19 protein-coding genes are annotated in these 21,368 nt (G+C 70.8%); 5 read left to right on the forward strand and 14 right to left on the reverse strand.

The genetic code is table 11. The annotated features are described in order from the left end of the window. Window positions 1–390 precede the first annotated feature (390 nt). On the reverse strand, window positions 391–1,416 hold the full coding sequence (locus tag AC3ET4_RS27290; protein ID WP_431953959.1) for a terpene synthase family protein: 1,026 nt from the start codon (window positions 1,414–1,416) through the stop codon (window positions 391–393). A 576-nt stretch (window positions 1,417–1,992) separates the two neighbouring features. Here AC3ET4_RS27290 and AC3ET4_RS27295 point away from each other — a divergent pair. The 3 genes from AC3ET4_RS27295 (at window position 1,993) to AC3ET4_RS27305 (ending at window position 5,197) form a co-directional block, all read left to right on the forward strand. Beyond that, a complete protein-coding gene (locus tag AC3ET4_RS27295) occupies window positions 1,993–2,775 on the forward strand; it encodes a class I SAM-dependent methyltransferase (RefSeq protein WP_431953961.1) in 783 nt (260 codons plus the stop codon). A 410-nt stretch (window positions 2,776–3,185) separates the two neighbouring features. Beyond that, a complete protein-coding gene (locus AC3ET4_RS27300; RefSeq protein ID WP_431953963.1) occupies window positions 3,186–4,286 on the forward strand; it encodes a hypothetical protein in 1,101 nt (366 codons plus the stop codon). 74 nt (window positions 4,287–4,360) lie between these two features. Beyond that, window positions 4,361–5,197: a FadR/GntR family transcriptional regulator gene (locus AC3ET4_RS27305; protein ID WP_431953965.1), complete on the forward strand. Its 837-nt coding sequence runs from the start codon at window positions 4,361–4,363 to the stop codon at window positions 5,195–5,197. Here the strand turns inward: AC3ET4_RS27305 and AC3ET4_RS27310 are convergent. From AC3ET4_RS27310 to AC3ET4_RS27335, 6 genes are all read right to left on the reverse strand, one after another. Beyond that, window positions 5,182–5,490 (reverse strand): hypothetical protein, encoded by a 309-nt coding sequence (locus AC3ET4_RS27310; RefSeq protein ID WP_431953967.1) that lies wholly within the window; start codon window positions 5,488–5,490, stop codon window positions 5,182–5,184. The genes AC3ET4_RS27305 and AC3ET4_RS27310 overlap by 16 nt on opposite strands. A gap of 235 nt (window positions 5,491–5,725) precedes the next feature. Continuing rightward, on the reverse strand, window positions 5,726–6,064 hold the full coding sequence (locus tag AC3ET4_RS27315; protein ID WP_431953969.1) for an L-rhamnose mutarotase: 339 nt from the start codon (window positions 6,062–6,064) through the stop codon (window positions 5,726–5,728). Continuing rightward, complete coding sequence (locus AC3ET4_RS27320; RefSeq protein WP_431953971.1) at window positions 6,061–7,242, reverse strand: mandelate racemase/muconate lactonizing enzyme family protein; 1,182 nt, start codon at window positions 7,240–7,242, stop codon at window positions 6,061–6,063. The genes AC3ET4_RS27315 and AC3ET4_RS27320 overlap by 4 nt, the downstream gene beginning before the upstream one ends. Before the next feature lie 31 nt (window positions 7,243–7,273). Further along, complete coding sequence (locus tag AC3ET4_RS27325) at window positions 7,274–8,176, reverse strand: carbohydrate ABC transporter permease (protein WP_431953973.1); 903 nt, start codon at window positions 8,174–8,176, stop codon at window positions 7,274–7,276. Window positions 8,177–8,178: 2 nt separating this feature from the next. Then, window positions 8,179–9,132 (reverse strand): carbohydrate ABC transporter permease, encoded by a 954-nt coding sequence (locus AC3ET4_RS27330; RefSeq protein WP_431953975.1) that lies wholly within the window; start codon window positions 9,130–9,132, stop codon window positions 8,179–8,181. A 1-nt stretch (window position 9,133) separates the two neighbouring features. Continuing rightward, entirely contained in the window at window positions 9,134–10,447 is a 1,314-nt protein-coding gene (locus AC3ET4_RS27335) for an ABC transporter substrate-binding protein (protein WP_431953977.1), read from the reverse strand. A gap of 576 nt (window positions 10,448–11,023) precedes the next feature. Here AC3ET4_RS27335 and AC3ET4_RS27340 point away from each other — a divergent pair. Together AC3ET4_RS27340 and AC3ET4_RS27345 are read left to right on the forward strand one after the other, a co-directional pair. After that, window positions 11,024–11,242 (forward strand): hypothetical protein, encoded by a 219-nt coding sequence (locus tag AC3ET4_RS27340; protein ID WP_431953979.1) that lies wholly within the window; start codon window positions 11,024–11,026, stop codon window positions 11,240–11,242. Between the two features lie 323 nt (window positions 11,243–11,565). Further along, window positions 11,566–13,974: a right-handed parallel beta-helix repeat-containing protein gene (locus AC3ET4_RS27345; RefSeq protein WP_431953981.1), complete on the forward strand. Its 2,409-nt coding sequence runs from the start codon at window positions 11,566–11,568 to the stop codon at window positions 13,972–13,974. A gap of 423 nt (window positions 13,975–14,397) precedes the next feature. Here AC3ET4_RS27345 and AC3ET4_RS27350 read toward each other — a convergent pair whose 3' ends face one another. From AC3ET4_RS27350 to AC3ET4_RS27380, 7 genes are all read right to left on the reverse strand, one after another. Continuing rightward, window positions 14,398–15,423 (reverse strand): LLM class flavin-dependent oxidoreductase, encoded by a 1,026-nt coding sequence (locus tag AC3ET4_RS27350; RefSeq protein WP_431953983.1) that lies wholly within the window; start codon window positions 15,421–15,423, stop codon window positions 14,398–14,400. 90 nt (window positions 15,424–15,513) lie between these two features. Then, window positions 15,514–16,758 (reverse strand): cytochrome P450 family protein, encoded by a 1,245-nt coding sequence (locus AC3ET4_RS27355; protein WP_431953985.1) that lies wholly within the window; start codon window positions 16,756–16,758, stop codon window positions 15,514–15,516. Further along, entirely contained in the window at window positions 16,758–18,011 is a 1,254-nt protein-coding gene (locus AC3ET4_RS27360; RefSeq protein WP_431953987.1) for a cytochrome P450, read from the reverse strand. Before AC3ET4_RS27360 ends, AC3ET4_RS27355 begins: the two co-directional genes overlap by 1 nt. Next, a complete protein-coding gene (locus tag AC3ET4_RS27365) occupies window positions 18,008–18,652 on the reverse strand; it encodes a GTP-binding protein (protein WP_431953989.1) in 645 nt (214 codons plus the stop codon). The genes AC3ET4_RS27360 and AC3ET4_RS27365 overlap by 4 nt, the downstream gene beginning before the upstream one ends. Continuing rightward, a complete protein-coding gene (locus AC3ET4_RS27370; protein ID WP_431953991.1) occupies window positions 18,633–18,992 on the reverse strand; it encodes a DUF742 domain-containing protein in 360 nt (119 codons plus the stop codon). Before AC3ET4_RS27370 ends, AC3ET4_RS27365 begins: the two co-directional genes overlap by 20 nt. Then, window positions 18,989–19,432: a roadblock/LC7 domain-containing protein gene (locus AC3ET4_RS27375; RefSeq protein WP_431953993.1), complete on the reverse strand. Its 444-nt coding sequence runs from the start codon at window positions 19,430–19,432 to the stop codon at window positions 18,989–18,991. Before AC3ET4_RS27375 ends, AC3ET4_RS27370 begins: the two co-directional genes overlap by 4 nt. Beyond that, the gene (locus AC3ET4_RS27380; protein WP_431953995.1) at window positions 19,429–20,973 is read right to left on the reverse strand and encodes a sensor histidine kinase; all 1,545 of its coding nucleotides are present in this window, start codon (window positions 20,971–20,973) and stop codon (window positions 19,429–19,431) included. Before AC3ET4_RS27380 ends, AC3ET4_RS27375 begins: the two co-directional genes overlap by 4 nt. Between the last annotated feature and the right edge of the window lie 395 nt (window positions 20,974–21,368).

Here is a 21,368-nt window from a genome sequence, read left to right on the forward strand (position 1 = left end):
GGCACGTTCGTCACCGGATCCCCGCAGCGTCCCCCCACGCGGCAGCGCACCCCGCCCGCCGGACTCGAGGACACGTGACGGCGGCCCACCGCGCTGCGCCCTGCCGTCGGCGCGGCCCCTCCGGGGAGCAGGCAGCGCTCCGGCCCCGGACAGCCCAGCCCGGCACGGCAGGCGAGGTCGCGGGCGCACACGCCGACCCAACAGGCGGGCCGGCGTGTGCGGCCGGAAGGCACCCAGGCAGAGCGCGACGGTGGACTCCCGCCCCGACGGGCCGTCGCCGTACCGCAGCGCCCCGTCCGCACGGCGCGCGCACCCCGACTGCCTGGCGGGGACACCGTGACGGCGGTGCCGTCACCCCTGCCAGGGATGCCCTCCCGCCGGCTCGGCCGGCTACCCCTCCGGGGCCTGGTAGCGGGCGGAGGCCAGGGAGAAGTCGAGGAAACCGCGCGCCCAGGCGTAGATCCCGTCCGCGTACTGGCAGACCGCGGCCATCTGGGTGGCCGTCAGGTCGGTCGCGAGGGCGGTGGCGTACAGGTCGCGCGTCGCGGTGCGCAGGTCGTCGACGCGGCGGGCGTGCCACAGCCGCGCCTCGGCGACTGCCTCGTCCAGTGCCAGACCGCGGTGGTGGCGCAGGACGATGACGAGGTTGGTCGTCTCCCCGGAGCGCAGTTCCTTCTCCACCGAGAACAGGTCGTTGGTCCAGCCGATGACGTCGGCTGCGGCCTCGCGCAGCGCGCGGCAGGCCGGCGAGTACCAGACCGCCGCGGGCAGCTCGGCCTCCTGGGCGTACTCGACGAGGTCGAAGCACCAGCCGGTCGCGCCGGAGACACGACGCCAGGAGACGTACTCCTCCGGGGTGGGCACCTTCTCGCCGGCGCGGATGCGGATCATGTCCTGGTTGGTGCGGATCCACGCGGCCAGGTGCCGGCGGAAGCGGTCGCCCCAGGCCGGGCCCATGGCGCCGGTCACCCGTGGCACCACCTCGCCCAGGACGCGGACGGCCGGCGCGGCGGACTCCGGCACGGAGCGCTCGCAGCCGCCGACGGCACAGGCCATGGCCTGGAGTTCGGCTCCGGTCCCCGGTACCGGGCCGGTGTCGCTGCCGTCGTCGACGGCGAACATCCACAGCGTCAGCCGGGCCAGCTCGGTCAGCCGGGACGGCGCGGCCCACGGCCACACGTGCCCGGCCATGGCGACCTGCCGTTCCCGGCCGGCCTGGTCGCCGGTCACTTCGGACAGCAGACCGGCACTCCGGGCCCAGGCCATGACCTGCGGCTCCACCTCGCTCAGGCCGGGATTGAGGAGCGACGGGCCCGGTACGCGGATGGGCCCCCCGACCCGCCCCGCCACCGGCCCGCCGTGCGCGGCCCGCCCCTCCAGGCCGTCGATACGGACGAACGCAGACGTGTTACCCACCGAGATCCCCCCTTCCCGGGCCGGTGACGACCCGGGCAAGGTCTACGACTTACCCCAACGACTTTCGGTCATCCCCCGTCCCGCCCTCCTACCCAGCGTTCCGCCACCGGACGCCCGAAACGGACAGGTGACACCGAAACGCCCCGGCCGCGACGGGCGGACGGCGCGGGAACCGGATCCGGCCCGCGAAGCGTCATGATCCACGCGCGGACCGGCCGACCGCAACACCGTGCGCGCACGCCGTCCCCTCGACGTCGGCGTCCGGCCACCTCGAGGAAACACACGCACCAGCGCCGATGCCCGCGCTCCGCCGCCACACGCCTGGACGACGTCGGTGGTGACCGCACCCGGGACGACGTCTACTTACAGCGCCAGGCCGCCGAAGCGGGCGAGGGCGCCGTGATGTCTTCCGCCCCCCGGCGACCGGCTGCTGACGAGCGGCGCCGGCCGCGGAATACGCGGGGAACGCAGCGCGGCGGGCGGTGGGGGTCGCGCAGGAACCGGCGGCACGGGCGGAGGCACAGACCCGGAGAAATACGGGTGCGGCCCGCCGTGCGCCTCTGCCATGCTCGCCCCATGTCCACGCTCCGAGATCTCCTCGCCGAGGGGGAGGCCGTCCCGACCGAGGGCTGGGACTTCTCCTGGTTCACCGGCCGCGCCACAGAGGAGCGCCCGTCCTGGGGTTACGCCGGGCTCCTCGCGGAGCGGACCGCGAAGGCCTCGGCCGTGCTCGACATCCAGACCGGCGGCGGGGAGGTCCTGGCAAGCGTGCCCACCGTCCCGTCGATGGTCGCGGCGACGGAGTCCTGGGCGCCCAACCTGGAGATCGCCCGCCGCAACCTGGCGCCTCTCGGCGCCACCGTCGTGCAGGTGGAGGACACGGCCGATCTGCCTTTCCCCGACGGCCACTTCGACCTCGTCGTCAGCCGCCACCCGGTGGTGACCCGCTGGGACGAGGTGCACAGGGTGCTGCGTCCCGGGGGGACCTACCTGTCCCAGCAGGTCGGCGCGGGCTCGGTACGGGAACTGACGGACTGTCTGATGGGACCGCGAGCTGTCGCGGCCGACACCCCGCGGGACCCCTTCACGACCAGGTCCGGTTCCAGCACGGTCGACGCCGCCGCCCGTGCCGAGGCGGCGGGCCTGGAGGTCGTCGACCTGCGCCAGGAGGCGCTGCGCATGGAGTTCCACGACATCGCCGCCGTGGTCCTCTTCCTGCGCAAGGTCATCTGGACCGTGCCGGGCTTCACCGTGGACGCCTACCGCGAACGGCTCTCGGAGCTGCACGGCTTCATCGAGCGGCACGGGCCGTTCGTGGCGTACTCGCAGCGCTACCTGATCGAGGCCCGCCGGGGCTGACCTCGGGGCATCCGGTGCACGCCTTCCGGACGGTCACGGCCCGGCGGGCCCCGCGACCGGTCGGGCTTCTCGCCGGGCCGTCAGGGCCGCCGGCCCATGCGGGCGCGGGCCGGCGGTGCCGTCCCGGCGCGCGTCGGCAGGTCGGCGACGCAGCCGACAGCGCCTCCCGCGACCTCGATCGCGACACCTTCCACCACCACTACGGGCAACCCGTACTTTGCACCTGATGAACCTTCATGTGGCCTTCGCCGCCTGATCGTTCCGCCACCGCCCGCCACAACCGGCACGACTGGGCACTGGTCGGCCCAGGCAGGTGGGCGACCGTTTATGCTCTGCTGCGTCACCAAGGTAGTTGTGAACTCAACCACGTTTGCCCGTCGAGGGGACAGCGCGTCATGAACCGTCCGGGGATGTCGATCGATCGTGTGCGGATAGCCGTGGCCTGGCTCAGCCTCGCGCTGTTCGTGCAGACGGCGTTCTGGCTGCTCTACGACGTCGCGACCCGCGGTCTGCCGGGGGCCTGGTCGCTGTGGACCACCGGCTCGGCGCCGGGACTGTCGGCGACCTCCTCTCTCGACCTGGGCCTGGCGGCGCTCCAGCTCTGCGCCGGCCTGGCGACCCTGTTCCGCACCCGCAGGGCGGGCGGCCTGCTGATGACCTCCTGCACCGCGACCTTCGCCTTCCGTCTCCCCGCGGTCTGGTACCTGCTGCTCGACTCGCCCTCCGACCCGTGGTTCGGCACCCTGGAGGGCGCCTCGCTGAGCGCCGTGGGCGGCACCGCCGTCCTCGCGGTGGTGCTCTCCCTCGTCCTCGGGGGACTCCTGCTGCTCGTACGGCACATGGAGTACGAGGCAGCGGCGGAGACCGCCGCCGCGAACACGGTGACGGGGGGCGTCCGACCGGTGAAGGTGACGGCCGCCGCCTCCGGTCTGCTGCTCGCGGTGCTGAACGTCTTCTACATCGGCCGCAACGCCGTGACGGCCGTCGAGGTCGGGCCGGCCGCGCTCACCGACCTGATCGTCGGCAAGGGGAGCGGGCAGGCGGTCCTCGCCGTCCCCTCGCCCTACCAATGGGTGTGCCTGACCGTGCTCTGCGGGGTCGGCATGCTGCTCGCGGCCCGGAGGCGGCCCACCGCCCACGGCTTCTCGGTGGGTCTGTCGCTCTTCATGATGCCGTCGGCGTTCACGGATCTGTGGGGCTACGCCGTCGGCACGAACCCGGCGACCGCCGTGGACGTCTCGCAGGCCCTGCTGGAGTTCGTCGGTTCCGCGGCGGTGGTCGCCCTCATCGTCGGCGACCTCCGCGGCGACCGCCGGCCGGACGACGCCGACCTGGACGTCCTGGCACCCGCCGTGCCGCAGGGCGCCGCGACGGCCACGGGGCCCTCGGCGACCGCGACGCCCGGCCGGGACGACGAGGCGGACGGGGCCCGCGCGGCCGTGGAGGCCGCCGTCCCCGCGGGGCGCGCGGCAGGCGAGGACCGGCCGGCGCCCGAGGCCCCGGGCGCCTGACGCGCCCCCACGGTCGCTCGGTTCCTGCGGGCCCTGCCTACTGCGAACCGAACGGTGAACGCCGAGGACATGTCGTGGACCAGGAACCTTTTCATCCGCAGGGCTGGTCGAGCGATAAGGTCATACGTATGCCAACCGAGTCGCAGCCCGCACCCCGTCTCTTCCCGCGACGCCTGCCCGCCGGCCGCCTGGGTGTTGCAGTCGTCTCGGAGCTCGTCGACCTCATCGTGACGGGCCAGTTGAAGGAAGGCGAGTTGCTGCCCCCGGAGGGTCCGCTGAGCGAGCACTTCGGCGTGAGTCGCACGGTGCTGCGTGAATCGGTGAAGCGGCTCGAGGAGAAGGGCCTGGTGATCGTCTCCCAGGGTCGCGGCACCCAGGTGCGGGCGCCGGGCTACTGGAACATGCTCGATCCGGTGGTGCTGTCCGCCTTGATCGACAACGATGAGACCCTCGGCGTCCTTGACGAACTGACGATCGTGCGAGCGAGCCTCGAGTCGGCGATGGCGGGCGCGGTTGCCGCATCGCGCAGCGCGGACGGGTTGAGGAGACTGGAGAACGCGTTGACCACGATGCGCGAGAGCCAGTCCGAGACGGACTCCTTCCGGCAGGCGGACGTGGTGTTCCACTACGCGCTGATGGAGATCTCCGGCAACCGGCTCGCCGAGAACATCGCCAAGCATCTGTACAAGCGAGCCGTGGAGTCCAGCCGCTACCAGGGCATCGACCCGCCCGATGCGTTCGCACTGACGCTGAAGGAACACGCGGCGATCGTCGATGCCATCTCGAGGAGGGACGTCGCGGCGGCCCAGAAGGCGATGCATGATCACATCCACATCTCGTGGGAGCGCCGTCGGCTGCCCGACCACGCGCCCCAGGCACGTGGTCGGGGGCGCGGTCAGGACAGCGAGTAGACGTCGGCGGCGTCGCCGCCGCCCGCACGCGCGCCTTCCGGAGTGGAGACCGCGTCGAGCAGGGCTTCCAGAGCGGAATCCCAGGGCGCGGCACCCCCCGCCGAGTTCAGCAGGCGGCCCGTCGGAGCCGTAGGCGGCCAGATCGGCTGCACGCCGTGATCCAGGAGCGCGGCCCGGCGTGAGTCCCGGTCCTTCGCGTCGGCGTCCGGTTGCCGCACCCCGACGACGTGGACAGCGGCGTTCTCGGGGATCTGGGCGAACCGAGGCCGACCTCCGCCGTGAGGTCGGCGCACGCGACGATGCCGGGCGACGGCTGAGGAATCCGGCCTGGAGGGCCGGATGCTCTCGTCGGGGCCCTCGCTCGACCGGACGACCGCGGGACCGCCGAATCCGGTCGAGGCCGACACCTCGCCGCAGATCGGGGGCGCCGAAGTCGCGGGCCGTCGGCGCCCGTGGTCTCCGCGTCGGCCCAGTCCTGCGGGTCCCCGACTCGATACCGAAGGCGCACGTGGCCGTCGATGCGGGCCGTCACGCAAGATGCCACACTTCCTCGACAGGCTGCCACAGCGCGCCGGGATCTCGTTCCTCGGCGATCCTCACCTGGCACGGGTCGGTGTGCGTCCACCATTCCTGCGAGGCCGGATCGTCGGCGATCCGCCGCATGTCCGCCTCGTGGTCCTCGCCGACGTACTCGTAGTAGGCGAACAGGATGTCGCCGAAGATGAAGATGCTGTAGTTGCGCACGTTGCATTCGGTGAGCTTTCGCTCGACGCTCGGCCACACGGCACGGTGCAGTGCCAGGTATTCCTCGCGCTTCTCGGGCCGCACACCCACGACGAAGGCCCTGCGTTCAGGTCGCCGGGTCACGAGTGTCGGCCTCCGCGGTGCGACGGGTCGTCCCACACGTCCGGCTCGGCTACCAGGCGCAGGGCAGCGCGTTCGGGCCGAATGTGCGGTCCGGTCGCCGCCGGCCGGGGCGGCACAGCGCCGGCCGGTGCCAGGTCGGACTCGTCGACCACGATCCCGATTCCCGGGCGGTCGCCCAGGACGATGCCTCCGTCCTCGAACTGCTGGTCGACGTCGAGGCCGACGGGGAAGACGAGATCCTGGACTTCGAAGGTCAGAAGATTCGGCACGGCTGCGGCGGCGTGCGCCACCGGGTTCGCGTTGTACGCGACAGGACTCACCGGCAGATCGTGGGCATGCGCGAGTGTCGCGACGCGAAGGAAGTGAGTGATCCCCCACACGTTGCCGACCTGCACGATGTCGACCGCGTTGGCGTCCAGCAGGGGCCGGTACTGTTCCAGCCCGGTCAGGTTCTCGCCGCTGGCGATGGCAGCGCGCAATTTCCCGCGCAGCGTGGCCATTCCGGCGGCATCCCATCGGCGCAGCGGTTCCTCCACCCAGGTGAGGTCCATGCGCTGCTCGATGGCCGCGACATACCGGGCCGCCTGGGCGTGGTTCCACGACTCATTGGCGTCGAACATGAGCGCCGGCCGGCGGGAGTTGCGGCTGAGGACATCCCGCATGATCTCCAGCCGAGGCAGGTCGCGGTCGAGGTCGCGGCCGCCTTTGAGCTTGCCGGCCTTGAACCCGCGGTCCGCGAAGCGTCCGTAGAGGTCGACGAGCTCGTCCTCGGTCAGGCCGTACTCGAGACCGGACGCGTACCCGGGGACGAAGCGGTCGCGGGCCCCGAGGGTCCGCCAGAGCGGCTCGTCAGCGGCCTTGGCCTTGATGTCCCAGAGGGCCATGTCGACGGCCCCGATCGTGCCGAAGGTGGATCCTGAGTGACCGGCCTTGAACACCCAGTCGAGCATCCGGTCGTAGAGCGCCACGACCGACCGCGGGTCGTCACCCTCGATCGCGGGGAAGACCCGGGCGATGTCGGCATGGGATCCAAGGCCCACTCCCTCGATTCCGGCATCGGTCTCGATGATGAGAACAGGGACCGGCGTGGCGTGGCTCGGCTGGACACCGTTGACGTCACCCGTGATTCTGCCCCAGTCGTGAACGGTGCTCAGGCTGCGGTAGCCAGTGATCTTCATCGGCAGTGGTTCTCCTTGCACGCGCGAGTGGTCATTCCTTGGTTCCTCCCGCTGTCATGCCCGCGACCAAGAATCGCTGGGAGAACAGGAAGACGATCAGAACGGGCAGGATCGACACGATCGTCCCCAGCGCCAGTGTGGGCAGTTGGACGGAGTCGGACCCCGCGGAGCTGGGGTTGAAGGCCGGGGTCGCGGCCAGAAGCGAGGTCAACCCGACCTGGATCGGGTAGCCGTCGCTGGAGGGCAGCATCACGAACGGCAGGAAGAAGTTGTTCCAGTTCTGCACGAAGCTGAAGAACGCCACCAGGGCGACGATCGGGGCGGCCAGCGGAAGGGCGACTCGGGTGAAGACCTGGAACGCGTTGCAGCCGTCGATGCGCGCGGCCGCAAGGATGTCACGAGGGATGCTCGTCGAGAAGTAGATGTAGGTGAGATAGACGCCGAACGGGAAGAACGACATGGGCAGGATCACCGACAACGGGCTGCCGATCAGACCGACACTGTTCAGCTCGAGGAAGATGGGCAGTACCAGTGCGGTGCTGGGGATCAGCATGACGACGAGTGTCAGCACGAGCAGTGCCTGCCGAAGCCTGAACTCGGTGAGCGCGAGCGCATAGCCGGCGGGGATGCTGACAAGGAGCGTGATCACCAGGGCTCCGACCGCGTACAGCGCGGAGTTGCCGATCCACGTCGTCACCGCGCCGTCCTGGAAGTCGAACAGCTGACGCCAGTTGGCGGCGAAGGCCGACCACGACCCGACGGAGAACGGGTCGGCCACTACGAGCGCCTTCGAGGACTTCGTGACCGCGAGGAGCAGCCAGACGATCGGGACGGCGAAGAACAGGACGAAGACGACGAGCAGGACGCCGACGATGGACCGCCCGCTCCACCCGCTGAGGCTCGACCGACGGCGTTCGGCGGAGAGTGCTGCCATGGTCATTCCTTCTCGAAGAGGCCGCCGCGGGTCACGAACACCCAGGACAGCAGGAGTGCGACGACGAGCAGGATCAGCGAGATCGCGGCCGCGCCGTTGAAGTCGTTCTGCTGGAACGCGTACTGGTAGGCCAGCTGGTTGAGCGAGTAGTCGTTGGGCACGACCGCGTTGCTGGCCTGACTGAGCAGCTGGGGCTCGACGAACAGCTGGGTGCCGGCCGCCAGCGACATGACGCCCATGTACGCGATCCACTTGCGCAGCATCGGCAGCTGGATCCGGAACGCGATCTGGACGGCGTTCGCACCGTCGATGCGGGCTGCCTCGATCACGTCGGTGCTGATGTTGTTGAGGGCGCCGTACATGATGACGATCCACCCGCCGGCTCCGGTCCAGAACGCGATGATCGCGAAGATGGCCGGAAGGTTCCCGGGTTGGATCACCTGCACGAAGCTGTCGAATCCCATCGCCCCGAGCAGGCCGCTGACCGGACTCGCCGTCGGATCGAGGACGAAAAGCCACAACAGGACGCTGGACGCGCCCGCGAGGGCGCCGGGCAGGTAGTAGACGAAGCGCAGGGTCGCGCTCACCCACCGCACGGCAGCGGCGTGGACGACCAACGCGAGGCCGACGACGAAGACGACCAGCCCCAGAAGCCAGATGACGAGATAGACGGTCACGTGGGACACGGCCGGCCAGAACCGGAAGTCGCCGACGACCTTGGTGAAGTTGTCGAAGCCCGCGAACCCGCCGTCGGCGTTCGTGAAGGCCAGGAGTACGGCGTAGAGCGACGGCACGACTCCGAAAACGACGGCGAGCAACGCATAGGGCGAGACGAGGAGATACCCGATCGAACTGCGAGCGAAGGCGCCGCCGGCCGGCCGGCCCTCACCCCGCCGTGACCGTCGACGCCCCGAAGCGTCGACGGTCAGCTGGTCACGCGGAGGAGCGAGGGTCATCTCAGTTCACCGCATATCCGTTGACCTCGGCCTGGTTCTCGATCGCCTTCTGCCATGCCGGCAGCAGGTCCGTGATCGATTGGCCGCCCGTGACCCCAGGGGTCATCGTCTTCGCCCATATCGCCTCCTGGCTGAACATGGGGTAACCCCAGCCGTCCCAGACCCGCGAGGCCGCGGTCACCACCGGTTGCAGCGGCGTGGCGTAGTACTTGCTCGCCTCCTGCTTGGCGATCCACTTCCGAGCGGCGGGCGCATACGCCGGGTAACCCGGTGCGACGTCCACCTGGTACCCGTCGGCCGTGGTGACGAACTGGACGAACTTCTCGGCGGCCTTCAGGTTCTTCGAGTGGCTGGAGATGAACCAGGTCCCGCCACCCACGTTGCCCGTCACCGCCTCGTCCTCGCCCTTCCACGGCAACGGCGCCGCGACCCCGAGCCGCCCGGCCGGCACGTTGAGCGACTGGGGGTTGTTGAAGATCGCGCCGGCGTACCAGGCCGGACCCGGCATCATCAGCACCTTGCCGGAGTACTTCTTCAAGAACTCGGGCGTGAACACGCTGACCACCGGCACGGTCCCGTTGCGGCGGAGGGCGTCGAGCATCGAGGCCGCCCGCTTGCACTCGGTCGAGTCGGTCTTGACGGTGACGGACTTGGGACCGGTCACGTCATTGGCCTGGCATTTGCTCGCCCACATGAACACCTCAGGCGTCCAGGCGTCCCCGGCCGTGCCGATGATGTAGCCGGGGTGCTCCTTGGCGACCTTCTCACCGAGCGCCTGGTACTCCTCCCATGTGGTCGGGACGGCGTAGCCGAACTGCTTCATCAGGGACGTGTCGTACCAGAGCACCGCCTGGGCGAGGTCGTTGCGCAGGCAGTACACGCGGCCGTCCACCGTGCAGGGGTCGAGCGAGCCCTTGGTGAAGTTGCCGAGCGTGTCCTCCGGGACCAGACCCTGGTTCAACACGGCCGCGAACGCCTGCTTGCCGGCGCTCTTCTGGCTGGCCCATGCGGCGTCGTTGTTCTGGCTGGAGAAGACCACGTCGGGCCAGCCACTACCGGCGCGGTCGAACAACTGCATCTTGGTCCGGAAGGAGTTGGACCCGTTGGCCGACCCGTCATAGGTGACGACCTCGATCTTGGTGTCCGGGTTCGCCGTCTGGAACGCCTTCACGGCCGCCTGCCGGTCGGCGTCCACCCAGACGGTGATCGTCGAGGACGCCTCCTGCTTGGCTTCGGGAAAGCCGTACGCCCCGTTCGCCGAGCTGCCTTCGCCGCCGCAACCGACGAGAGTCAAGAGCGCCGTTGCGGTGCACATCACGGCGACGGTCGACGCCTTACGGCGCAAACGCACCACAGTGTGGGTTCCGACCATGAGGATGTCCTTGTCTTGTCGACTTCGTTGACGACTCCGCGCCTGGACTTTAGGACATACGTATGATGTTTGTCACGAGCTCGGACGGCGCAACCTGAGGAACCGTTACCGTAGGGCCTCGTGCTCGCTTCGTTGCCGGGCCGGCTGCACGATCCGGGTGTCCAGCCACGTACGACCACCGGCTGACGCGGGACGCGACGCGCCATCTCACCGACAACGCAGGTGCACTGGGGTCCGTGCGTTCTCCCGCCGCCGTCACGACGGCCGGGTTCGCGAGGCAGACCGACGTCGACGCGGTGATGGCGGCCGGCCGTACCCCCTTCTCGATCAGTCGGCACTGGACGACCTGCTGCCCGTCGTCGGCTCCCGCGGCGTCGGCGTCGTCGCCGCGGCGGTCTACAACCCGGGGTTGCCGAGCGGTACCGCCGTGGACGGCTCGGCGACCTACGACTACGGGGCGCGCCGCGGACCGTCGTGGAACGTGCCGCCCGCATCGCAGCCGTCTGCGAGCGACACGGCGTGGAGCTTCCCGCGGCCGCCGTCCAGTACCCCTTGCGCCATCCCGCGGTCGCCTCGGTGGTGGTAGGGATGCGCACCGAGGAGCACGTGCGAAGCAATGTCGCGCGGTATCGGGCGGTGATCCCAGAGGCGTTGTGGGAGGAGCTGCACGTCACCGGACTTCTCCCGGACCCGACCGGACAAGCCGGCAGTCCGGGGTCCCACGTAAACATCACATGAATCTTGTCGCAAACGTCATACGTATGCTAACTCTGTGGCGGGCATCAACGCCCTTATCACAGGAAGCGATCGACATGACATCGACGTCAGACTCGACCCGCTCGGTGAGCAGACGATGGATGCGCAGGGCGAGCCGCCTGGCCGCGCTCGGCGCCTGCGCCCTCATCGCATCAGCGCTCATTCCTCCTCAGGCGCAAGCCGCGCCTCGGACGGTGTACTTCGCGGCGCCGGACGGCAAGGACTCCGGACACTGCAGCCAGTCGCAGCCATGCTCGCTCGAGCGGGCTCAGCATGTCGTCCGCCCGGCCGCCAAGCAGGGTGACGTGACCGTTCAGCTTGCCGACGGCACCTACCGCCTTTCCGAGCCCCTCAGATTCGGACCCGGCGACGGCGGCGGCGACCACACCATCCACTGGACCGCCGCTCCGGGCTCCCACCCCGTCATCACCGGCGCCTCCAAGGTCACCGGCTGGTCCATGTCAGAGTCGGGGGCGGGGATCTGGGAGGCCGACACCCCCAACGGCCTGGACACCCGCCAACTCTACGTGAACGGCGTGATCGCCCCTCGCGCCGCCATCCGCCTGGCCAACACGGACGTCACCCCCACCGCGACGGGCCTCACCATCAAGAACCCGGCCCTGAGTTACCTCGCCACGCTTCCCGACCAGGGGCGCATCGAGTTCGAGTCCCTCGGCGACTTCACCAACCGCTACTCGCCGGTCAAGAGCATCAGTGCCACCGAGATCACGATGGCGCAGCCGGCGTGGGACAACAACACGTGGGGCTGGGACACCGTCCAGAACTCGTTCCTGGCCGGTCCGAGCTGGTACCTCGACAACTCACTGAGCTTCCTCACCCAGGTCGGCCAGTGGTACATAGATCCAGGCGCCGGGAAGCTCTACTACAAGCCGGCAAGCGGGGTCGACCCCAACCAGCTCGACATCGAGCTGCCCCGCCTGGAGACGCTGCTCAGCATCGGCGGGACGTACGACAGGCCGGTGACCGGCCTTGCCTTCACGGGCATCCAGTTCTCCGGCACCTCCTGGCTCGGTCCCTCGACCGACGGGTATGCGAACCAGCAGAACGGCCTCTTCATCAAGGGCGCCTACGACTACCGGCCCGCCGACGCGTTCAGCAGCTGCTCGCGGGGCTGCGAGATGTTCGAACGAGCGCGCACCAGCTGGTTCCAGGAGCCCGCCGCCGTACAGGTCTCCGCCGCCGGCCGCATCTCGTTCACCGGCAACACGTTCACCAACCTCGGCCAGACGGCGCTGGGCATCGGCAACGACGCCAACGCCGTGGCGACCGGAGTCGGGCTGGGCGCCGGCGACATCGATGTGGTCGGCAACCGGTTCACGGAGAGCAGCGGCCACGGCATCACGGTCGGCGGCGTCCTGCCCGACGCGCACCACCCGAGCGACCCGCGGATGACCAACCACGACATCCTGATCTCCGACAACACGGTCAATCGCGTGGCGGTGGACTACAAGGACAACAGCGGCATCCTCAGCACGTACGTCACAGGCGCCCGCATCCTGCACAACGAGGTCTCCAACGTCCCCTACGACGGCATCGACACCGGCTACGGCTGGGGCATCAACGACGCCGGGGGCTCGAACGACTACGTCGACCGCGGCTACTACAAGTGGAACACCCTGTACACGACGCCGACCACGCTCAAGGACAACCGCGTCGAGGGCAACCTCGTGCACAACACGAAGGCGCGGTTCGCCGACGGCGGATCGGTCTACAACCTCTCCGCGAGCCCCGGGACCGTGGTCGCCAAGAACTACCTGTTCAACATCTCGGGAGTGGGCCTTTACCTCGACGAGGGCTCGCGCTCGATGACCTATGAGCACAACGTGGTCCAGGGCGGTTCCTTCCTCTTCACCAACGCGTACAGCCTGCGCAACAACACCAGTGACAACGTCATTCAGAACAACTGGTACAACTCGGGCGGAGCCTCGACGCCGAACGCCGCGGCGCACAACAACAAACTGATCAACAACGTGAAGGTCGCGGGCGCCAACTGGCCGGCGGCCGCGCGGGACGTGATCTGCCAGGCGGGTGTGGCGCCGCAGTACCGGACGTCGCTCAACGCCAACCAGTTCGGCTTCAGCGGGTGCCCGGCCGGCGGCCCCGTCGCACCCGGCCTGCGCACCGCCGGAAGTTCGGCCGTCAGCTCGTACTTCGGCCAGAGCGGCGGCGGCTTCGGGATCGCGGCGGCCGGCGCCGACGTGTGGGGCGCCGGCGGTCAGCACGACGACCAGTTCGGTTCGATCTACCGGCCCGGTTCGTTCAGTGCCGGCTCGAGCGTGTCCACCCGCGTCGTGTCGGTCAACGACGCCAACGCCTGGGCCAAGTCCGGGGTCATGGTCCGCAACGACATGACCAAGGCGGGAGAGTCGGCCGGGTATGCCGTCGTCGCGGTCACCGCCCGCAATGGCGTCGTATTCGAGTGGGACGCCGACGGCGACGGTTACCTGGACACCGACGCACGCGCCGGCGTCGACGTCTACCGCCCCGTCTGGGTGAAACTCACCCGCTCGGGCCAGTCGTTCAGCGCCTCGTACTCCTACGACGGTGCCAACTACGTCCCGATCGGTCAGCCGGTCACATTGGCCTCGGCCGCAGCGAAGCAGGACATGGGCATCTTCTCCACGTCCCACGACACCGCCCAGTCAGCGATCAACCAGTTCGACTCCGTCTCCTTCACCGCGACGACGCCGTAGGTCCCCCTCCGGGAGGTCGACCACAGGCGCGGCAAGGGTTGCGGCGCGCCGGCGGCCCGGCGGATCACGACATCCGGCAGGGCGCGCGAGAGGACCGGAGCATCACCGTGACCTGTGGTCGACCATACGGCCGTGCGGGGCGGGCTCACGCATCGCCCCGCACGGAGCGTGATCGCGGTCCTCGTCCGCGCCCGGCAGGAACGGCCGGGCAGCGCACCCCGGCCGGCGACGCGGCTCACCTCGCACCTGAGGGAGTACGCCCCCTGCCTCCTGGCCTCATCCCCGCCCCGGAGCAGGCCGCCATGCTGGCCCTTCCCCGGCTGACTCCCTGCCGAGGAAGGCCCAGCCCGCGATCGCGGGGCGGTGAGGGGAGCCGGCACCGCCGGACGTACCGGGCGAACCGCATCGGAGCTGCGGCCGCCGTCAGGAGGCCGAGGCCGACGGCCGGCCCAGGGCCGGTGCGAGCAGGGTGGCGATGTCGGTGAGGATCTGCTCGTAGTCCTCGGGCGCGAAGGCGAACGGCAGCGCGAAGGCGACCTCGTCGACCTCGCGGAAGGCCGCGTGCGCGCAGAGCCGCTCCGCGATCTCCTCGGAACTGCCGACGAGGTCGGGCGCGAACAGCAGCCGCCCGGGGCCCTGCGGGCTCGAGGTGCGCGGCAACCGCCGGCGGGCGTACTCCAGGTACTTCTCGCGCTGCCCCGCCGAGGCGCTGTCGGTGGGGACGACCACCAGCCCCTGCGAGACGCGGGCCTGTTCGCCGTCGGGGTGCGCGGCGCGGAAGGCGCGGATGTGGGACAGCTGGATCTCGTCGAAGTCCCCGGACTCCTCCGCCTTGACCACGCTGCTCGTCAGGAGGTTCATGCGGTGCTCCCCGGCCCAGCGGGCCGAACGCGAGCCGCCGGCGCCGTACCACATGCGGTCGCCGAGCCCCGGGGAGTGCGGCTGGACGCGGTCGGAGAAGACCTCGAAGCCCTCGGTGCCGCTGAAGGCGGTGGCCGGCTCGCCCGTGACGAAGCCCAGCAGGCGTTCCACCCGGCCGTAGGAGAAGTCCTCCTGCTCCGCGGTGTCCGGGTAGAGGGCGTCGCGGACCTGGTCGAAGTGCAGGGGCGGGCCGACGCTGACGCCCGGGTTGAGGCGGCCGCCGGACAGCAGGTCCACCGTCGCCAGGTCCTCCGCCACACGCAGCGGGTTCTCCCACCCGAGCGGGATGACGGCGGTGCCGAGTTCGATGCGGCTGGTGCGCTGCGAGGCGGCGGCAAGGACGGCCACGGGCGAGGAGATGCCGAACTGCAGGTGCCGGTGGCGCACCCACGCGCTGTCGAAGCCGAGCCGTTCGCCCAGCTGGATCATCTCCAGCGTCGCCTCGTGCCCGCGGCGCGGGTCGGCTTCGTCGAACAGTCCGATGGTCAGGAAGCCGAGCTTGCGCAGCGGCCTGCCGTACGACGGCACAAGGCCCTCCTCGTCGCGGGTGCGGACGGGGCCGGCACCGCCCCGCGCCGGCACGAGCGGGGCGGGACGGTGCCGGACACCGACGGTAGATCAGCTGACGGTCACCGGCAGCTCGAAGAGGTCGTTCTGGGTGACCACGGGCTTGTTCCGCAGCTCCGCCGCCGGGACCGCCAGGTCGAGCTCGGGGAAGCGCTCGAACAGGGCGGGCAGCGCCACCGAGGCCTCCAGCCGGGACAGCGCGGCGCCCGGGCACACGTGCGGACCGTGGCCGAAGGCGATGTGCCGGATGGGGTGCTCGCGGGTGATGTCGAAGACGCCGGCGCTCGGGCCGTGCTGCTTCTCGTCGCGGCCGATCGCCGCGTAGGAGACGATCAGCGCCTCGCCCTTGCCGATGACCTGGTCGCCGACGGGGACGTCCTCGGTGGCGAAGCGGATCAGCACGTGCGAGGTGGGCGTGGAGTAGCGCAGGGTCTCCTCCACCACCGACTCCCAGCTCGCCTCGCCCTTTCGTACCAGCGCGAGCTGGTCGGGGTGGGTGAGCAGGTTCACGACCGCGTTCACGATGAGGGAGATGGTGGTCTCGTGACCCGCGGCGATCATCAGTTGCAGGGTGCTCTGGATCTCGGCGTCGGTGAGGTGGTCGCCGTCCTCGGAGGCCGCGATGAGGGCGCTGGTGAGGTCGTCGCCGGGTTCGGCGCGCCGGTCGGCGACGGTCTTGGCCATGAGGGCGGCGAGCTCGCCGAGAGTGGCGATGACCTCGTCGGGCGGGGTCTGGGTGGAGAAGAACTTCTCGAACAGCACCTTCAACCGCGGCAGCTGGGCCTCGTCGATGCCCATCAGCTCCTGCACGACGTACATCGGCAGCGGGTAGGCGAAGGTGGCCTTGAGGTCCACCACCTCGCCCTCGCGTGCCGCCTCCTCGACGCGATCCAGGAGACCGGCCGTCAGCTCCTCGATCCTGGCGCGCATCTGCTCGACGCGGCGCGGGGTCAGCGCCTGGGCGACCAGGGTACGCAGCCTGCGGTGGTCCGCGCCGTCGACGGTGAGCATGGAGCGGCCGGGGTTGGCCAGGCCGATCAGCGCCCAGTCGGCGGGGATCTCACCGCGGTTGAAGGCGTCCCAGTGGGCGATGTCCTTCACCAGCCGCGGGTCGGTCAGCAGCGCCCGGGCCTCGGCGTGGTGCGTCACCGCCCAGACCGGCACCCCGCCGGGGAGTTCGACGGCGGCCAGCGGTCCCGCCTCACGCAGCGCGGTGCTCTCGGCGACCAGGTCGCCCACCAGCGGGTCCAGCACGATCGGGGAGGCCGCCTCGTGGCCGGTGACCGGACACTTCATCAGGGTTCTCCTAGTACGGGGGTGGGTGTGAAACGCACGGGGAGGCTGGTCATGCCCCGCAGCCACGGGGACGGACGGCGTACCAGCGCGGAGGCGTCGACCGCCAGGTCGAGGTCGGGGAGCCGGTCCAGCAGCACCTCGATGCCGGTCCGGGCGATGGCCTCGGCGATCTCCTGTGCGGGGAACGGGCAGCGGTGCTCCCCGTGGCCGAAGGAGAACCAGGCGTTGTTGCCGTTGGTGGACGTCCCGGCCTCCAGGTGCACCTGGGGGTCGGCGTTGGCCGCGGCGAAACCGAGGATGAGCAGGTCGCCGGAGGCGATGTGGCGGCCGCCGAGCCGGGTGTCGCGGCTGGCCCACCGGCCGGCGATGTTCTGGGTGGGGGTGTCCTCCCACAGGACCTCGTTCATGGCCTGCCCGACGCTGTGCCGTCCGCCGGTGAACGAGGCGGCGAAGCGGTCGTCGGTGAGCATCAGCCGCAGCGAGTTGCCGATCCAGTCCGCGGTGGGCTGGTGGCCGGCCACGGTCATCACCATCATGTCCTGCACGATCTCCTCGTCGGAGAAGTCGTACCGGTCGGCGAGCATGCGCGAGACCACGTCCGCGCCCGGCTCCGTCTTCTTCGCCTCGAGCAGTTCGGTCATCGCGGAGTAGACGTAGGTCTGGCCGGCGATCGCGTCCGGGCCCCCGTCGACCAGGTCCTTGACCGCCTTCGCCAGGTGCGGGCCCTGCTCCTCGGGAAAGCCGTACAGCCGGGCGAGCACGCGGACCGGGAGCAGCATGGCGAACTGCTCGAGAAGGTCGGCCTTTCCGCTGCCGCAGAAGGCGTCGACGAGTGCGTCGGCGTAGCGCTCGGCGTGGCGGCGCAAATCGACCGGGTCGATGGCCTCCATGGCCTGGCCCATCATCGCGGCGCGCTGCCGGTGGCGTTCGCCCACGGTGTAGAGGATCGACGGCTGCTTGCGGCCGATCATGGGCAGCAGGGGCCAGTCGTCGGGGATGCGGTCCCACTGGTTCCACAGGTCCGAGTCCCGGCTGAAGAGCACGGGGTCGCCGGTGACGTGCAGCAGTTCCCGGTAGCCCAGGACGAGCCATGCCGGGATGCCGCCGTCGAGCATCACGGGGGCCAGGGCGCCGTGGTCGCGCCGCAGTTCCCGGTAGAGGACGGAGGGGTCGATGTGGAAGCGGGGGCCGCTGAAGGGCACCGCCCCGGCGAACGGGTCGGTGCCGGCGGCCGCGGCGGGCTGGCTGGTCACGGGGCGGTCATCTCCCGGGCACGCGGGTTGGCGGCGGACAGTGTCTGCAGGTGCTGGACGAGGGTGATGAGGACGTCCTTGGACGACTGCCGGGACCGCGCGTCGCAGTCGACCAGCGGCACCCCGTCGGCCAGTGACAGCGCGTCGCGCACCTGCTCCTCGGAGTGCCGCGGCCCGCCGAAGTCGTTGCGGGCCACCACGAAGGGGGTGCCGTGGTGCTCCAGGCGGTCGATGGCGTACCAGGAGTCGTCCAGGCGGCGGGTGTCGACCAGCACCACCGCGCCGAGCGTGCCGGAGAACAGCCGGTCCCACAGGAACCAGAACCGCTCCTGCCCGGGTGCGCCGAACAGGTAGAGCACGGTGCGCCGGTTGATGCTGATCCGGCCGAAGTCGAAGGCCACGGTGGTGGACGTCTTCGTCCCCACGCCGGTGAGGTCGTCGACCGCGGCGCCGGCCTGCGTCATGGTCTCCTCGGTGTTCAGCGGACGGATCTCGCTGACCGAGCGGACCATGGTCGTCTTCCCGACGCCGAACCCACCGGTGACGACGATCTTGAGCCCGTTGTCGGCGCTCGCGTCGAGCGGCGCCCGCGGCCCCGGCGGGCCGGGGACGTGGCCGGGGTCAGAGGTTGCGTAGTCCAACGAGCACCTGCTCCAGGATCTCGGGGTCCGGAAGGTGAGCCGCCGTCCGGACGGTACGGGGGTGCCGGGCGCTGATCCGGCCGGTGTCCAGCAGGTCGCACAGAAGCACCTTGGTGATGCCGACCGGCAGCCCCAGGTCTGCGGCGAGTTCCACGACGGCGGTGGGCCGGCTGCAGGTCCGCAGGATCGCCGCGTGCTCGGACTGCATCCCCGGGACCGGATCGCACTCCGCGACCACCAGGGTGACCAGGTCGAACACATCGGACGCGGGCCGGCTGCGACCCGATGTCAGGGTGTACAGCCGGTCCGGATCCTCCTCCCGGCCCGGGCGGGGTGTCATGCGCCGTCGCCGCCCTCACCGGACGCCTCGCGCGGGGGCGCGCTGAGGTGCTCGCCGAGCTGCTCGACCAGCTCGTGCATGTTGTGGCCGATCATGCCGACCTCGGCGTCGTCGTCGGCGACGACCGCCAGGTGTGCGCCGTCACCGGCCTCGACGATGAACAGGATCCCGCCGTAGAACTCGGCCATGGCCTGCCGCACGCCGCCGCTGCCGTCGCCGAACTCCATCGACGCGCCCTGCGACAGGCTCTGGATGCCGGCGGAGATCGCCGCGAGCTGGTCGGCCTGGTCCACCGAGAGCTCGGGGGTGCGGCACAGCTTGAGCCCGTCCCGGGACAGGACCAGGGCGTGGCGGGCGCCCGGGGTGCGGTCCAGAAGGTTCTCCAGCAGCCAGTTGAGCCGCTCGTCCGTACTGGTGTGGCCGGTGGCTGGTGCGGTCATCGCGCGTCGCTTTCTGGGGATGGGGCCGTCGCATCGTGCTCGTCGCGGTCCGCGGGGGGCGCGGACGCGGAGGGCTGGTGGTCGTCGGGGGCGGAGTCGGCCGCGGCGGGGGTGGTGCCGTGGACGGCGCTGCGGAAAGTGCTGAACCGCGCGGCCCGTTCGGCCGCCGTGCCGGGGGCGGCCTGGCTCGCGGCCGGCCGTGCGGCGGGCCGGCCGTGCCCGGCGGCGGACAGCGTCTGGCCGCGGCGGCGCTTGGGCAGGCCGCTCTCCCCGAGCTCCGGCGCGGTCGGCAGGGAGTCCTCGCCCTGGTCGGAGGGGTCGGAAGGGTCGTCAGGCGCCGGGACGGAGGGGGCGGCCGCCGGGTCGGGCGGGGGCAGGATCGGCTCGGCCACGGGGGCGGCGTCCGCGCCGGGGCGCGGAACGGTCAGCAAGTCCTGCGGGATCATCAGCACCGCGCCGGTACCGCCGCGGGCCGAGGGACGGAAGGAGACCCTCAGACCGTGCTTGCGGGCCAGTCGGCCGACGACCGTCAGGCCGAGCCTCGTCCCGGACAGCCCGGTCAGGTCGCCGGAGTCGGCGGCGACGGCGCTCTGCGCCCGGCGCAGCGCGACCTCGCCCATGACCAGTCCGCTGTCCTCGACGGTGACGACCGTGCCCGCGGGCACCTCCTCCACGTAGACGTGGACCTCGGCGGTGGGCGGGGAGAAGTTGGCCGCGTTGTCCATGAGTTCGGCCAGCGCGTGCATCACGCCCTCGGCGGCGTGGCCGACGACGGCTACCTCGCTGGTGGAGTGGAGCCGGACCCGCTGGTAGCCGGCGATGCGCCCCATCGCGCCGCGCAGGATCGACTCCATCCGGATCGGCTTGGCCCACCGGCGTCCGGAGCGGGCCCCGGTCAGCACGGCGATGCTGTCGGCGAGACGGCCGGCCTGGGCGGTGCGGTGGTCCAGGTGCAGCAGGTCGTGCAGCACGGCCGGGTCGGAGTGCCGGTGCTCCATCTGCCGCAGGTCGGCCAGCATGCCGATGGTCAGCGCCTGCATGCGTCCGGCGACGTTGGCGCCGACGGCCATGGCCGCGGCGCGGCGCGACTCGCTCGTGCCCACCCGGTCGGCGACCAGGGTCAGGATGCGGCGCTGCGGAGCGGTGAGCGGCTCCCGGACGGCGCCGATCACGCGGTCCACGGTCTCACCGGCGAAGATGCGGTCGACGGCGGCGGGCAGCAGCTCATCGGAGAAACGTTCCGCCTCGGCCCGCGCCGCGTCGAGCTGCCCGGCCAGCCGGCGTGCCCGCCAGCGCTCCCGCGCCGCCACGGCCACCGCCACCACCAGCGCGAGGTTTCCGGCTGCCGCGCCGATCGCCACGGGGACGCGCAGCGACCCGGGGGCGGCGACGGCCGCCCACACGGCCACCGGGACGGTGACCACCAGGGGCACCGCCACGGCCCGTGTCAGGTACGAAAGCGGAGCACGCTGCTCACGCGGCCGTGCCGGGATGCGAAGGCGCCCGGTCCGCGGGCGCGGGAGCGCGGTCTGCGCTGTCATCGATCAGGACCTCGGGACCGTCTGGACGGATGGGATGGGCGAAGCGGAATCCAGCAAAAACGGGCACCGCGTGCGCGAATCCTGGACGGGCTCCACGGGACGCGGGGAACTGGCGGTCACTATATGCGAGTTGCCAACGGTGTCGATCAACGAGTTGGTCACATCTGTTGGCTGGTGAGGATATGTGAGGTGTGGGGGCTTAAGGCGGTCGCGGGACGGGTGAACCGGTACGTCCGTTCTCCTGGCGGCGTCCCCCGGAAAGGCGGCGGGGCGGTCCGCGCACCGGCGAACGGGTCCGTGCCGGCCCCTTCGGCTGGTACGACAGACCGGTGGCGTGTCCGATCCCGCCTCAGGTCGCGGACGGACACGCCACCGGCGTCGCGTTCACCGGGCGG

The sequence above is a fragment of the Actinacidiphila sp. bgisy167 genome, assembly GCF_057707665.1.